At 69.2% G+C, this 13875-nt stretch carries 14 protein-coding genes; 5 read left to right on the forward strand and 9 right to left on the reverse strand.

From position 1 onward, the window contains the following. Positions 1-2 precede the first annotated feature (2 nt). The 4 genes from BSE24067_RS23800 to hutH are packed head-to-tail and all read right to left on the reverse strand — an operon-like array spanning position 3 to position 4568. Positions 3-614 carry a HutD/Ves family protein gene (locus BSE24067_RS23800; protein ID WP_151065176.1) on the reverse strand — a complete coding sequence of 204 codons (612 nt, stop codon included), beginning with the start codon at positions 612-614 and terminating at the stop codon, positions 3-5. A 2-nt stretch (positions 615-616) separates the two neighbouring features. Beyond that, entirely contained in the window at positions 617-2305 is a 1689-nt protein-coding gene (hutU, locus tag BSE24067_RS23805; RefSeq protein WP_040144611.1) for a urocanate hydratase, read from the reverse strand. 39 nt (positions 2306-2344) lie between these two features. Next, the gene (hutC, locus tag BSE24067_RS23810; protein ID WP_151065175.1) at positions 2345-3040 is read right to left on the reverse strand and encodes a histidine utilization repressor; all 696 of its coding nucleotides are present in this window, start codon (positions 3038-3040) and stop codon (positions 2345-2347) included. 4 nt (positions 3041-3044) lie between these two features. Further along, complete coding sequence (hutH, locus tag BSE24067_RS23815) at positions 3045-4568, reverse strand: histidine ammonia-lyase (RefSeq protein WP_151065174.1); 1524 nt, start codon at positions 4566-4568, stop codon at positions 3045-3047. Between the two features lie 225 nt (positions 4569-4793). Here hutH and BSE24067_RS23820 point away from each other — a divergent pair, with 225 nt between their 5' ends. Then, positions 4794-5714 (forward strand): glutamate/aspartate ABC transporter substrate-binding protein, encoded by a 921-nt coding sequence (locus BSE24067_RS23820; RefSeq protein ID WP_151065173.1) that lies wholly within the window; start codon positions 4794-4796, stop codon positions 5712-5714. A gap of 10 nt (positions 5715-5724) precedes the next feature. Here BSE24067_RS23820 and BSE24067_RS23825 read toward each other — a convergent pair whose 3' ends face one another. Both BSE24067_RS23825 and BSE24067_RS23830 read right to left on the reverse strand, forming a co-directional pair. Then, positions 5725-6477 (reverse strand): 4'-phosphopantetheinyl transferase family protein, encoded by a 753-nt coding sequence (locus tag BSE24067_RS23825; RefSeq protein ID WP_151065172.1) that lies wholly within the window; start codon positions 6475-6477, stop codon positions 5725-5727. Positions 6478-6636: 159 nt separating this feature from the next. Next, entirely contained in the window at positions 6637-7761 is a 1125-nt protein-coding gene (locus BSE24067_RS23830; RefSeq protein WP_174904877.1) for an alpha/beta hydrolase family protein, read from the reverse strand. Between the two features lie 122 nt (positions 7762-7883). On the opposite strand from BSE24067_RS23830, the gene BSE24067_RS23835 reads away from it, so the two are divergent. The 3 genes from BSE24067_RS23835 (at position 7884) to BSE24067_RS32835 (ending at position 10536) form a co-directional block, all read left to right on the forward strand. After that, entirely contained in the window at positions 7884-8825 is a 942-nt protein-coding gene (locus BSE24067_RS23835) for a LysR substrate-binding domain-containing protein (RefSeq protein WP_151065171.1), read from the forward strand. A gap of 365 nt (positions 8826-9190) precedes the next feature. Continuing rightward, positions 9191-10423 carry an MFS transporter gene (locus BSE24067_RS23840; RefSeq protein WP_151065170.1) on the forward strand — a complete coding sequence of 411 codons (1233 nt, stop codon included), beginning with the start codon at positions 9191-9193 and terminating at the stop codon, positions 10421-10423. Beyond that, positions 10414-10536, forward strand: a complete 123-nt coding sequence (locus tag BSE24067_RS32835; RefSeq protein WP_279612903.1) for a hypothetical protein — start codon at positions 10414-10416, stop codon at positions 10534-10536. The genes BSE24067_RS23840 and BSE24067_RS32835 overlap by 10 nt, the downstream gene beginning before the upstream one ends. A gap of 51 nt (positions 10537-10587) precedes the next feature. On the opposite strand, the gene BSE24067_RS23845 is transcribed toward BSE24067_RS32835, so the two are convergent. The 3 genes from BSE24067_RS23845 to BSE24067_RS32840 form a co-directional block, all read right to left on the reverse strand. Then, positions 10588-12066, reverse strand: coding sequence for a cryptochrome/photolyase family protein (locus BSE24067_RS23845; RefSeq protein WP_151065169.1), 1479 nt, complete (start codon positions 12064-12066; stop codon positions 10588-10590). A 162-nt stretch (positions 12067-12228) separates the two neighbouring features. Beyond that, positions 12229-13209, reverse strand: a complete 981-nt coding sequence (locus BSE24067_RS23850) for an acetyltransferase (protein WP_151065168.1) — start codon at positions 13207-13209, stop codon at positions 12229-12231. Between the two features lie 61 nt (positions 13210-13270). Next, positions 13271-13399, reverse strand: coding sequence for a hypothetical protein (locus BSE24067_RS32840; RefSeq protein WP_279612902.1), 129 nt, complete (start codon positions 13397-13399; stop codon positions 13271-13273). A 171-nt stretch (positions 13400-13570) separates the two neighbouring features. Here BSE24067_RS32840 and BSE24067_RS23855 point away from each other — a divergent pair, with 171 nt between their 5' ends. Continuing rightward, a complete protein-coding gene (locus tag BSE24067_RS23855) occupies positions 13571-13867 on the forward strand; it encodes a hypothetical protein (RefSeq protein WP_170297483.1) in 297 nt (98 codons plus the stop codon). Positions 13868-13875: the final 8 nt, after the last annotated feature.

The raw sequence follows: 13875 nt of genomic DNA on the forward strand, positions 1-13875 counted from the left end.
GTTCAATCTCGTGCGCCGACGACGAGCGACACGGCGAGCAGCGCGCCGCCTCCGCTCACGACGACGTCAAACGCACGCTGCGGCCCGTCGAGCCGCAGCGTGTCCATTGCCTGCAGTGCATAGTGCGTGCCGTCGATGTCGACACCGACCGCGCCCGTTGCGCAGAACAGCAGCACGGTATCTGCGCGTTCGACGCGATGCGTGCCCTCGGGCCACACGTCGAGCGTGCCGCGCGCGGCCGAGCGGCGCGTCATCAGGTTGAAGTCGCGCGTCGCGCCGTCATGCAACGTCGCGTCGATCGCGGTTTCGCCCGCGAAGTCCGCACGCGCAAGCGGCGTATCGAGCACGTGGCGCGCGCCGCCCGCTTCCGCGAGCGTCATGCCCGCGCCGGACAGCAGCACGAGCGTGCGGTCGATGCCGTCGAAACGCGAGAACGGGCCGGGCGCGGCGACGTCCGCGACGCTCACGCGCCACGCGAATGCGTCGAGCGCGGCGCCAACCGGAAACGCGCCGATTTCGCGCGTCACGCCGCCGCCGTTCTTCCACGGCGACGCGACGAGATCCGCCGCGCGGATCATCGTCGCGCTCACCGGCGCGTGGTCGAGCGCCGTCATGCTCAGCGGCCGAGCATCGGCAGCTTCAGGCCGGCTTCGCGAGCCGTCTGCTGCGCGAGCTCGTAGCCGGCATCCGCGTGGCGCATCACGCCTGTGGCCGGATCGTTCAGCAGCACGCGGCCCAGACGTTCGTGCGCGTCAGCCGTGCCGTCGGCGACGATCACGACGCCCGAGTGCTGCGAGAAACCCATCCCGACGCCGCCGCCATGGTGCAGCGACACCCACGACGCGCCGCCTGCGGTGTTCAGCAGCGCATTCAGCAACGGCCAGTCGCTGACGGCGTCCGAACCGTCCTTCATCGATTCCGTCTCGCGGTTCGGGCTCGCGACCGAACCGGTGTCGAGGTGGTCACGGCCGATCACGATCGGCGCCTTCAGTTCGCCGTTCTTCACCATCTCGTTGAATGCCTGGCCGAGGCGGTAGCGATCCTTCACGCCGACCCAGCAGATCCGCGCCGGCAGGCCCTGGAACGCGATGCGCTCACGCGCCATGTCGAGCCAGTTGTGCAGGTGCGGATCGTCGGGGATCAGTTCCTTCACCTTCTGGTCGGTCTTGTAGATATCCTCAGGATCGCCGGACAGCGCGACCCAGCGGAACGGGCCCTTGCCTTCGCAGAACAGCGGGCGGATGTACGCCGGCACGAAGCCCGGGAAGTCGAACGCGTTCTCGACGCCCATTTCCAGCGCCATCTGGCGGATGTTGTTGCCGTAGTCGAGCGTGGCCGCGCCGCGTTCCTGCAGCGTCAGCATCGCGCGCACCTGGACGGCCATCGACTGCTTCGCGACCTTCACGATGCTTTGCGGATCGACCTTCTGCGCCTCGCGCCATTGCGCGACGGTCCAGCCTTGCGGCAGGTAGCCGTTGATCGGGTCGTGCGCGCTCGTCTGGTCGGTCACGCAATCGGGCGTGATGCCGCGCTGCACGAGTTCGGCGAACACGTCGGCCGCGTTGCCGAGCAGGCCGACCGACACCGGCTTGCCGGTGCGCTTCGCTTCGTCGATCATGCCGAGCGCTTCGTCGAGCGTCGTCGCTTTCTTGTCGACGTAACGCGTCTTCAGTCGGAAATCGATGCGCGTCTCGTCGCATTCGACCGCGATCATCGAGAAGCCGGCCATCGTCGCCGCGAGCGGCTGCGCGCCGCCCATCCCGCCGAGGCCACCCGTCAGGATCCAGCGGCCCGACGGATCGCCGTTGAAGTGCTGGTTCGCGACCGAGAAGAAGGTTTCATAGGTGCCCTGCACGATGCCCTGGCTGCCGATGTAGATCCAGCTTCCGGCCGTCATCTGGCCGTACATCATCAGGCCCTTCCGGTCGAGCTCGTGGAAGTGATCCCAGGTCGCCCAGTGCGGCACCAGGTTCGAGTTCGCGAGCAGCACGCGCGGCGCATCCTTGTGCGTGCGGAACACACCGACCGGCTTGCCCGACTGGATCAGCAGCGTTTCGTTCTCTTCCAGATCCTTCAGCGACGCGAGGATCTGGTCGTAGCATTCCCAGTTGCGCGCCGCGCGGCCGATGCCGCCGTACACGACGAGCGCGTGCGGATGCTCGGCGACTTCCGGATCGAGGTTGTTCTGGATCATCCGGTACGCCGCTTCGGCCAGCCAGGTCTTGCAGACTTTCTCGCTGCCGCGCGGCGCGCGGATCGTGCGCGTCGGGTCGAGACGGGGATCGATGTGTTTCGGATGGTTCATGACGACTGCTCCCGAGGGAAATTGAGGATCATTGAGAAATCAGAAATGCCCGGTGAAGCGATACCGGCTGCCGGGATGCCACAGATTCGCCACCGACGCGACGACGCCCTGCGACCAGGTGCGCCGATGCAGAACCAGACACGGCTCGACGTCCGCCATCCGCAGCTGCTCGCGCCGCTCGGGCGCCGGAGCCGCCGCTTCGATCCGGTACTCGACGCGCTGCAGCGGCGCCGCGCGCATCAGGTACAGGTTCGGCGTCGTGTTCGTGAAGTCCTGCTCGGCATAATCCGGCGCGACCGCCGGGTTCACCCACCGTTCTTCGAGCTGGACGGGTTCGTCGTTCTCGAAGTGCAACACCTGCGAATGAAACAGCTTCGCGCGCACGGCCACCTGCATCTCGTCGGCGAGCGCCTCGTCGGCGCGGATGGTCTCGAGGCCGAGCACGCTCGCGCGATACGCATGCCCGCGCGCGTCGACCTCCTCCGAGATGCTGCGGATCGCCACCAGCGTCGATTCGTACTTCGGCCGCGCGACGTAGGTGCCCGCGCCCTTCATGCGCGTCAGCACCTGCTCGGCCGTCAGCTCGCGCAACGCGCGGTTGACGGTCATGCGCGCGACCTTGAACTCGCGCGCCAGCTCGTTCTCGGACGGCACCTGGTCGCCCTCCGCCCACTCGCCGGCGTGAATGCGGCCCAGGATGAAATCCTTGATCTCCTGGTAGACCGGCGCGCTCATGAGCTTACTGTTCCGATGCGAACGAGAACGGCGCGACCTTCGCGAACGCACGCTCGCCGACCAGCTTCGCGATCACCGCGATGTCCGGCGCGAAGTAGTGATCGAGCTCGTAGTGCGCGACCTTGCTGCGGATCGTTTCCATCACCGGCGCGAGCTTCGGGCTCGTGTGGTACGGCGCGCGCAGATCGACGCCTTGCGCGGCAGCCAGCAGTTCGATCGCGAGGATGTGCTTCGTGTTGTCCGCGATGTCGGCGAGCTTGCGCGCGGCGAACGTCGCCATCGACACGTGGTCTTCCTGGTTCGCCGAGGTCGGCAGCGAGTCCACCGATGCCGGGTGCGCGAGCGTCTTGTTTTCCGATGCGAGCGCGGCCGCCGTCACGTGCGCGATCATGAACCCGGAGTTCACGCCGCCGTCCTTCACGAGGAACGGGGGCAGCCCCGACAGCGTCGCGTCGATCAGCAGCGCGATGCGGCGTTCGGCCAGCGCACCGATTTCCGATGCGGCGAGCGCGAGGTTGTCGGCCGCGAACGCGACCGGCTCCGCATGGAAGTTGCCGCCCGACAGCACTTCGCCGGTATCCGGGAAGATCAGCGGGTTGTCCGACACGGCGTTCGCTTCGACGAGCAGCACGTCGGCCGCGTGGCGCATCTGGTCTAGGCACGCGCCCATCACCTGCGGCTGGCAGCGCAGGCTGTACGGATCCTGCACCTTGTCGCAGTCGCGGTGCGACTGGTTGATCGGCGAGCCTTCGAGCAGTTCGCGGTACGACGCTGCCGCGTCGATCTGGCCTTGATGGCCGCGCAGTTCGTGGATGCGCGCGTCGAACGGCTTCACCGAGCCCGCTGCCGCGTCGACCGACAGCGCACCCGCGACGAGCGCGGTGCGGTACAGGTCTTCGATCGCGAACATGTTGTCGAGCGCGAGCGCAGTCGATGCCTGCGTACCGTTCAGGAGCGCGAGGCCTTCCTTCGCCTGCAGCGTCAGCGGCGCGAGGCCCGCGACGCGCAGACCGTCGAGCGCGCTTGCGCGCTCGCCGCGGATGAACACTTCGCCGACGCCGAGCAGCACGGCCGACATGTGCGCGAGCGGCGCGAGATCGCCGGACGCGCCGACCGAGCCCTTCACCGGAATCAGCGGCAGCACGTCGGCGTTGAACAGCGTGATCAGCGCGTCCATCACTTCACGACGGATGCCCGAATGGCCGCGGCCGAGGCTCGACAGCTTCAGCGCCATCAGCAGACGCACCGACGAGCGCGCCATCGGCTCGCCCACGCCGACCGCGTGCGACAGCACCAGGTTCTTCTGCAGCAGCTCGAGCTGGTCGTGCGGAATATGCGTGCTGGCCAGACGGCCGAAGCCCGTGTTGATGCCGTATGCCGGCTCACCCTTCGCCGCGATGTCGGCGACGGCCTTCGCGCCTGCGTCGATCTTCGCGAAGCTGGCCGGGTCGAGCTGCAGCTGCACGGGCTCGCGAGCGATCTTGCGCAGTTGCGGGAGCGTCAGGTGGCCGGGGGTCAACGTAATCATGTGAGCAATCCTGTCTAGACAAGTTCGGGATGGATTGCAGTGTAGCCACCGGAACTTGTCTAGACAAGTCCGTTTTCACGATTTCGACTCGGGAGTTTCCCTGATGCCCGGCGCGGCCCGCGCCACAGGGCCGTCAAGTCGGCCAATTAACATATGTTGCAATCTTTTTGTTTTTGGCAACATACGAATCCACCCTTCCCTGCAGTCCGCTAACGGAGACCCGCCATGACCATCCCGCCTCGATTGACCGCGCTGTTCGGCCGCAGCGTGCTCGTCGCCGTCTGCGCGCTCGCGTGCGGCGCATCGCTCGCCGCCGAGCCGCCGTCCGGCACGCTCGAAAAAGTCCGGCAGGCGAACCTGATCTCGATCGGCCATCGCGAGACGTCGGTGCCGTTCTCGTACGTCGACGCGAGCGGCAAGGTGATCGGCTTCTCGCAGGACCTGTGCGATCGCGTGATCGCGGCGGTGAAGGCGCGCACCGGCAAGCCCGATCTGCAGGTGCGCTTCATCCCGGTAACGTCGCAGAACCGCATCCCGCTCGTGCAGAACGGCACCGTCGATCTCGAATGCGGGGTGACGACCAACCTCGCCGCGCGGCACGCGCAGGTCGCGTTCTCGACCACCTTCTTCGTTGCGACGACGCGCCTGCTCACGCGCACGAGCTCGGGCATCCGCGACTTCCCCGATCTCGCCGGCAAGACGGTCGTGACGAATCAGGGCACGACGTCCGAACGCCTGCTGCGCAAGATGAACGAGGAGAAGAAGATGAACATGCAGATCATCAGCGCGAAGGACTACGGCGAAGGACGCCTCACGCTCGAATCGGGCCGCGCGGCCGCCTACATGATGGACGACGTGCTGCTCGCCGGCGTGCGCCAGCTCGCGGCGAAGCCGGCCGACTGGGCGATCGTCGGCACGCCGCAATCGTCGGAAGCCTACGGATTCATGCTGCGCAAGGACGATCCGCAGTTCAAGGCGCTCGTCGACGGCGTGCTCGTGCAGTTGATGAAGAGCGGCGAGATCAACGCGCTCTACGACAAATGGTTCATGAAGCCGGTGCCGCCGAAGGGGCTCGCGTTCGACTTTCCGATGAGCGATGCGATCAAGGCGCGCTACGCGGCGCCGAACGACGCGCCGCTCGAGTAAGCGCGCGGCTTTAGCGCGTCCATGCGACGCACGCGGCGTAGCCTGGTGCCGCGTCGAACCAGCTCGCGTCGAACGCAGCCACGCCGGCGGCCGGCGCGGCCGGCTCGACGATCGTCGTCGCGGGCGTCGCCGGATCGCGCGGCGGCACGACCGCGAACGCGCGCAGTCCGCCGACGATGCCGGTGCCCAGCGCCTTCAGCAGCGCCTCCTTCGCGGACCACACGCGCATGAACGCGTCGGCGCGCTCGGCGAGCGGCAGCTTGTCGAGATACGCGGCCTCGGCCGGCGCGCATACTTCGGCGGCCAGCGCGCGCCAGTCGGCCGTGCGGCCGCAGCGTTCGATATCGACGCCGACGCGTGCCGCGGCCGCCCACGCGATCAGCGCGTGATCGCCCGCGTGCGACACGTTGAAATCGAGCGACGCGCGATGCGCGGGATCAAGCGACGGCCGCCCCGATTCGTCGACGACGATCACGATGTCCTTCGGCGCGGTGCCGAGCGCCGCACCGAGCACGTCGCGCAGCGCGGCGCGCGTGGCGGCGCTGCGCACCGCGTCCTCGCACCGCAGAAAGCGCGCGGCGCGCGCGCGCTCGGCGTCGCTTAGCGCCGCGTAGGCAGGCGACGCGAGCGGCACATGCCAGTCGAAGTCGATGCGCGCGACCTGCACGCCGGCACGCGACGCGGCAGGCGGCACGTCCAGCATGTTCGCGCGCCACGCGCGGGACGGATCGGCAGGCATCTCGGAATCGGGTGGAGCGGACATCGGCAGGCAGCGGCCAGTCGGATCAAACGTGCGATGTTAATCGATCGCGCCGGAGCTGAACCGGCGCGTTCGGGTCGGGCTCGCACACTCGCCGTATCGCGGGCGCCACCGCTTCGTCGAGGCGTCCGCCTGCTTGCCGGGTCGCGCGCACGTGCGCGTTCAGCCGTGCGCGATGGCACCCGGCACGCCGCTTCCCGCCGGTGTCGCGCGCCGAGCCGGATGACGTGCATGCACGCGGCCCGGCGCATCGGCCGACAGCGCGCCATGCCGCAGCCAGTCGAGCGCGACCGGCCACAGCGTGTCGGTGAAGCGGCTGTGGAAGAACGCGAAGTGGCCGATCGCATCGACGCCGATGTCGCGCGGCGCGATCCGCAGATGCGTGACGTCGCTGCCCGTGTAGTAGCCGGCCAGCCGCTCGATCGCGTCGACCGTGCCGAAGCCGTCGTCGTCGATGCCGATCGCGAGCATCGGCGCCGACAGCCGTGCGAAGCGGGCCGGCAATGCCGCGCGGCTGGCGGCGGGCTCGGCGAGCGGGCCGCGCGTATATGCGTCCTCGAAGCGCGGCTGCGAACGCACCCACGACAGCGCGACGCCGCGCGGCGTGTCCTCCATCCAGCCGAGCCGCTTCGCCGGCACGTAGCCGAACACGGCCGCAAGCGCCGGCATCGCGACGTGCCACTTCCACCACATGCGCCGCCGCTCTTCCGGCCGATAGTCGCCCCAGTACGCATACTGCGCGCCGACCGTCACCACGTGACGCACGTGCGCATTCGACGCGGCGAGCCCGAGCACGCAGCCGCCGATGCTGTGCGCGACGACGTCGAGCGGCTGGCCCGGAAACGCGTCGCGCGCATACTGCAGCGCAGCCTCGCAATCGAGCCGGCCCCAGTCGAGCCAGTTCGCGCGCAGCGTCGCGAGACGCGCGGGGCGCGATCCGCCGATACCTCGATAGTCGTAGACGAGCACGTCGCGGCCCTGCGCGAACAGCCATGCCGCGAAACGGAAGTAATAGTCGCAGCGCACCGACGTCGCGCAATTGATGACCGTCACGGGCCGCACGGCGCCGCCGCCGCGATGCCGCCACACGTGGCCGCGCAGCAGGTAGCCGTCGGCCGCCGTCAGCGTTATGGGCTCCGGCGGCAACGCGCCCGGCGGGTGGCCGGCTGTTTGGCCGGCTGTTTGGTCGGCTGTTTGGTCGGCTGTTTGATCGGCTGTTTGGCCGGCCGCTTGGCCGGTCGCGTGGGCGCTGCGCGCCGCGTCGCCTGCTTCGTTCGAAATCGTCATTCTGTCTCCTGCCCGGTGCGCCGCATCGCCAGGCGCCCTGCCCGATCGGCCAGCCTCCATTGAACTTGACGCGCCCCGCGTTCTCAACCAATCTTGCTGATCCGTTCGCATGAGCCCTACGCATGTCAACGCCGCTCGTTCGCCTCCCGTCGCTGGACCTCGTGCGCGGCTTCGTCGCCGTCGGCCGCCGCATGAGCATCACGCTCGCCGCGCAGGATTTGTGCGTCACGCAGTCGGCGGTCAGCCGCCAGGTGCATGCGCTCGAAGCGCATCTCGGCGTCGCGCTGCTGCAGCGCGGCTATCGGAAAATCGCATTCACGCCGGAAGGCGAGCGGCTGTTCCGCGTCGCGGATGCCGCGCTGCTCAGCCTGCAGGACACCGTCGCGGCACTCGCCGCCGCGCGCGAACGCCAGCCCGTCACGATCACCGCGAGCATCGGCGTCACCGCGCTGTGGCTGCTGCCGCGGCTCGGCCGGTTGCAGGCGCGCCTGCCGGGCATCGACCTGCGCGTGGCCGCGAACGACAAGGTACTCGATTTGCGCGCGGAAGGCATCGACCTCGGGATCCGCTACTGCCCGCGCGAGCGCGCGCCGGCCGGCGCGCTGCATCTGTTCGACGAGATCGTCGTGCCGGTCGCGCACCCGGCGCTGGCCGCGCGGCCCGTCACCGATGCGGCCGCGATCGCCGAGCACGTGCTGCTGGAATTCGACGGCCCGCCGCAAACGCGACTGCAGTGGCGCGCGCACCTGCACGCGGCCGGGCTCGGCGATGCGCGCCCGAAGGGTGTGCTGCGCTTCAATCAGTACGATCAGGTGATCCACGCTGCGATCGCCGGTCAAGGCGTCGCGCTCGGACGGCTCGCGCTCGTCGAGCCGATGCTCGCGGACGGCCGGCTCGCGGTGCTCGGGCCGCTCTCGCACGCGTTGGCGGATACGTACGGCTATTGGCTGTTCCGTCATGATCCGGCACCGCGCCGCGAAGTCGCCGACGTGCGCGACTGGATCGTCGCCGAAGCGGCCGAATGCGACGCCGCGATCCGCGCGTATGATGCGACGCCGCGGTAGCGGCGAGCATGTTTCAGCGTTAGGCCGATGCGCGTGCGGCGCTGCGCGGCGAGTCGCGTTGCGTTGCGTTACATCAGGCGATCGCCGATCCCGTGACTCGGCTGCCTTGGCCGCTCGCGCCGCACCGGCCGCGCGGGTCGCAGGGGGCGTCATGCACCGCCGCCCGCGCGTTGCGAGTCTCGCCGGCCTCCAGAGTCTCCAGACCTCCCGCCTCTCCCACGTCGCGCGCCCGCCCGCACCGCCGCCATCGCATTCCCGCCACGCATGCGAACGCGACCGAATCGTCGCTTGAACGTCATCGGGCCGGATCGTCTAATCGGATCGAACGCGGCCGTCGCGCCGCTAACACGCATCCGGAGACACGCATGACCCCGATCGGACAAGACACCCGGCGCCGCTGGCTGCCGGTGCTCGCGGGCGGACTGATCATGGGCGTCGCGCTCGGCATTCGCCACGTGCAGGGGTTGTTCCTCGCGCCCGTCACGCTCGACCACGGCTGGTCGCGCGAGGCGTTCGGCCTCGCGCTCGCGCTGCAGAACCTGATCTGGGGCCTCGCGCAGCCGTTCACCGGGATGATCGCCGACCGCTTCGGGTCGGTGCGCGTGATCGTTGCCGGCATGCTGCTGTATGCAGCCGGACTCGCGATCATGGCGCTGGCCGCGTCGGCCGCCGTGTTCACGCTCGGCGCGGGACTCGTGATCGGCATCGCGCTGTCGGGGTCGGCGTTCGCGTCGATCTACGGCGCGCTGAGCCGGCTGTTCCCGCCCGACCGGCGCAGCTGGGCGCTCGGCGTCGCGGGCGCGATCGGCGGGCTCGGCCAGTTCTGCATGGTGCCCGTCGCGCAGGTGCTGATCGGCGGCATCGGCTGGCAGCATGCGTTCATCGCGCTCGCACTCGTCGCCGCGGTGCTCGCGCCGCTCGCCGCCGTGGTGCGCGACCGGCCCGCGCAAGCCGCGAGCCTCCCGGAAGGCCCCGACCAGTCGATCGGCGCGGCCGTGCGCGAAGCGTTTGCGCATCGCGGCTTCTGGCTGCTGAATGCCGGTTTCTTCGCATGCGGGTTCCAGCTCGCGTTCATCGCAACTCACCTGCCCGCGTACTTGCTCGATCACGGCCTGCCCGCTCGCCACGCGAGCGTCGCGCTCGCGCTGATCGCGCTGACCAACGTGGCCGGCACCTATGCATGCGGCCATCTCGGCGGCCTGCTGCGGCGCAAGTACGTGCTGTCGGTGCTGTATCTCGTGCGCGCGCTGGCGATGGCCGCGTTCGTCGCCGCGCCGTTGTCGCCCGCGAGCGTCTACGTATTCGCGGCGGTGATGGGCCTCACGTGGCTCGGCACGGTGCCGCTGACGAACGGCGTGATCTCGCAGGTGTTCGGCGTGCGCTACATCGCGACGCTGTTCGGCTTCGTGTTCTTCGGGCACCAGCTCGGCAGCTTCTTCGGCGTATGGCTCGGCGCGCTCGTGTACGACGCAACGCATTCGTACCTGCCGCTGTGGATCGGCTCGATCGCGCTCGGCGTGCTAGCGGCCCTGCTGCACCTGCCGATCGACGACGCACGCATCGCGCGTCCGGCGCCGCGCAAGCCGGCATGGGCGTGATCCGCGCGGTGCTGGCGGCCGTCGTGCTCGCGTTCGTCGCGTGGTGCGGCGCCGCCTACTTCGATTCCCGTATCGCGCTCGCACTGCTCGAGCACGCGGCATTCTGCGATTGAGCGCGACGTGCGGCGCGGCGCATCCGAACACGCGGCGCTACGCGGTCGCGCTCAGCGACGTTTCGGCAACCCGGCGAGCGCATCGAGCGCACGACGCCGCGCGCCGTCGTGATCGACGATCGGCGCCGGATAGTCGGCGCCGAGCCGCACGCCGGCCGTTGCGAGTTCGACCGGCGACGCGTCCCACGGCGCGTGGATCGCCGCCGCGTCGAGGCCGGCGAGTTCCGGCACCCAGCGGCGCACGTACGCGCCGTGCGGGTCGAACTTGCGGCCCTGCGTCACCGGATTGAAGATGCGGAAATACGGCGCGGCGTCCGCGCCGCAGCCCGCGACCCATTGCCAGTTCGCCGGATTGTTCGCGGCGTCCGCATCGACGAGCGTGTCGCGAAACCAGCGCTCGCCGGCGCGCCAGTCGATCAGCAGATGCTTGACGAGAAACGACGCGACGACCATCCGCACACGGTTGTGCATCCAGCCGGTCGTCCACAGTTCCCGCATCCCCGCGTCGACGAACGGATAGCCGGTCAGCCCGCGCTGCCACGCACGCAGCGCGACGGAATCGTCGCGCCACGGCATCGCGTCGAACTGCGCGCGGAAATTGGCGGTCGCGAGCGCCGGGAAGTGATACAGCAGCACGTGGCTGAATTCGCGCCAGCCGAGTTCGCTCAGGAATTTCTCGGCGCCGGCCGCGCAAGCGGCACCGCCGGCCTGCGCGGCGCCCTGCACCGCATGCCAGACCTGACGCGGCGACACATTGCCGAAACGCAGGTACGGCGACAGCCGGCTCGTCGAGAGCTGGTCGGGCCGATCGCGCGTATCGGCATAGCCCGCGAGCAACTTCTCCGAAAACGCGTGGAGCCGCGCATGCGCGCCGGCTTCGTCCGGTGCCGGCCATGCGTCGCGCAGGCCGCCGGCCCAGTCGGGCGCGTGCGGGCGCAACGCGAGCGCATCGAGTGCCAACGCACGTTCGCGCACGCCGGCCGGCCACGGATGAAACGCGATCCGCTCCGGCGCCGGCAGCGGCGCCGCCACCGTGCGATCGCGCCGCACCGCGCGCCAGTACGCGGTGAACACCTGAAACGGCTTGCCGGCGCCCGTCAGCACTTCCCACGGTTCGTTCAGCAGGCTGCCGTTGCTGCTCTCGACGTCGATGCCGCTCGCCTTCAGCGACGCCTTCAACGCTGCGTCGGCATCGCGCTGCGGCCGCGCATAGCGGCGGTTCCAGTACACGGCCGCCGCGCCCGTGTCGTGCACGACACGTTCGATCTCGCGCGGCGCATCGCCGCGCAACAGCAGCAGACGGCCGCCATGGCTCGCGAGCGCCGCGTCGAGCGCCGCGAGCGAGCCGTGCAGCCACCAGCGTGCGGCGCTGCCGAGCGCGCATTGCGCGCCGTCGCTCGTGTCGTCGACATACACGCACACGAGCGGTCGGCCGGATGCGACCGCTCGCGTCAGCGCGGGCTGGTCGGTCACACGCAGATCGTCGCGGAACCATACGACGACAGGCGCAACGGACGATTTGGCTGGCACAGGCACCTCACGGCAGGAAACGGAAAATTGACGCGTATTGTCGCGGCAGGGTCGTGCGATGTCGATGTTCGAAGCGTGTGCCGCGCCCGGGAGGAAACAGGGATGCGACGAGCACGCGCGCGCCGTGGCGTCGCTGCACGGCGCCCGGCACGGGCCTGCGAGTCAGTCGAGACGAAACGCCGCTTCGAAACGCTCGGCGAATGCGTCGAACTCGGCTTCCGGCAGATGGTTGATGCCGCCCGCGCGCTTGCGCCCGCCGCCCGTCGGGAAACCGCGGCAGAACTCGTCGGCGCCGAGCGGCCGGCCGTCGGGCACGCGCACGCTGACCACGAGCCCGCCTTGCGCTCGCGGCGACAGTACCGCGAGCGCGGCGTGTGGCGCATTGCGCATCCGTTCGTTCGCGAGAATCCCCGTCGCGCGTCGCGCCCACGGATGATCGGGCATCCTGATCAGCGTCGCGCCCGGCACGTCACGCAGCGGCGCGAGCGCGCATGCGCGCGCCAGGTCGTCGCGATAGCCGTCGCGCAGCGCAGCGAACATGGGCGTGCCGCGCACGAAGTCGAGCGGATCCGCGCACGGCAGCATCGCGTCCGCCAGCGCCGCCGGATCGAAATGCAGATCGCCGACGCAATCCCCGTACGCGTTGTAGTTCAGGTACAGCCCCAGTTCGGCCAGCATGCGGCGTTCGGCTTCGTCGATCCCGTGCTCGCGCGCGAGCGCGTCGCCGAGTGCCGGCAACTCGTCACCGAACGCCGCGACGATTGCCCAGCGCACGTGCCGCCCGCCCAGGTAGCGGTTCACGAGCGCGCTCGTGCAGACGTCGGCGGCCGTGTCGATATACGCATCGAGGCGCGGATCGCCGGGCAGATCGCCCGCGAAGTGATGGTCGAAGTAGCGGACCGCCGCGCCGTCGCGCAGCAGTCGCGCACATGCGTCGCGATTCTGGTCGTGCGACACGTCGAGCACGGTCACGCGATCGCCGGCACGTGCGTCGATCCGCTCGAGCAGCTTGACGTCGCGTTTCACGCCGGTCACGAGCGTGCCGCGCTCGCCCTCGGCGAGCCGCAACTGCTGCAGCGCGCACAGGCCGTCCGCGTCGCCGTTGAACGCAAAGAAATGTCGCGCCTGTTGTCGGTCCTGCATGATCCGTTGCTCCATCGTCAGCGCATGGGATCGCCGCCGTTCGCGTTCAGCGTCGCGCCGATCATCGCATTCGCGTCATCCGACGCGAGGTAACGGCGTCACACATGCTGTCGTCGTCGGTCGGCAGATTCGCGAGCGCGAGGTTCGGTGCGTTCGGTGCGTTCGCCACGATGATCTTCTCCTCGGTCATCTCGCACTGGCAGCCGTCTGCCGGAAATACGTATGCGCCGGCCTGCCCTCATCCAGTTTCCGTGGATGCTGTTCGCGCGGATATCGTGCACGCTGAATTCACGCACCGGGGAACGCCCCGTTCGAGACAGCGTAACCCCCCTCGCCTGCAAACGGCTTGTGGACCGCCTGCGTGTCGACCATGACGATCGCGCCGCGCGTCTGCCGTTTCACCTTCGTCAACCCGGAGCCGCGCGAAACCGGAGCGCGCCCGCAGCTGACGCCGCAGTCATACGTCATCATATGTGACGAAATGCGACTGCCACCGACTGAAATTCCCCATATTTTGGGTATTTTCCGGGTAAACCCGCGACGTCATCCCGACATCTCGGGCGTAATATGTCATACGACGACATACTACATAGCTCACTATTTCGACGCCGACGCGGGCCGCCGCCCCGTTCGCCATTCGACCGGAGACTCCCGTTGACCACCCCC

This window comes from Burkholderia latens (assembly GCF_902499045.1).
Lineage (GTDB): Bacteria > Pseudomonadota > Gammaproteobacteria > Burkholderiales > Burkholderiaceae > Burkholderia > Burkholderia latens.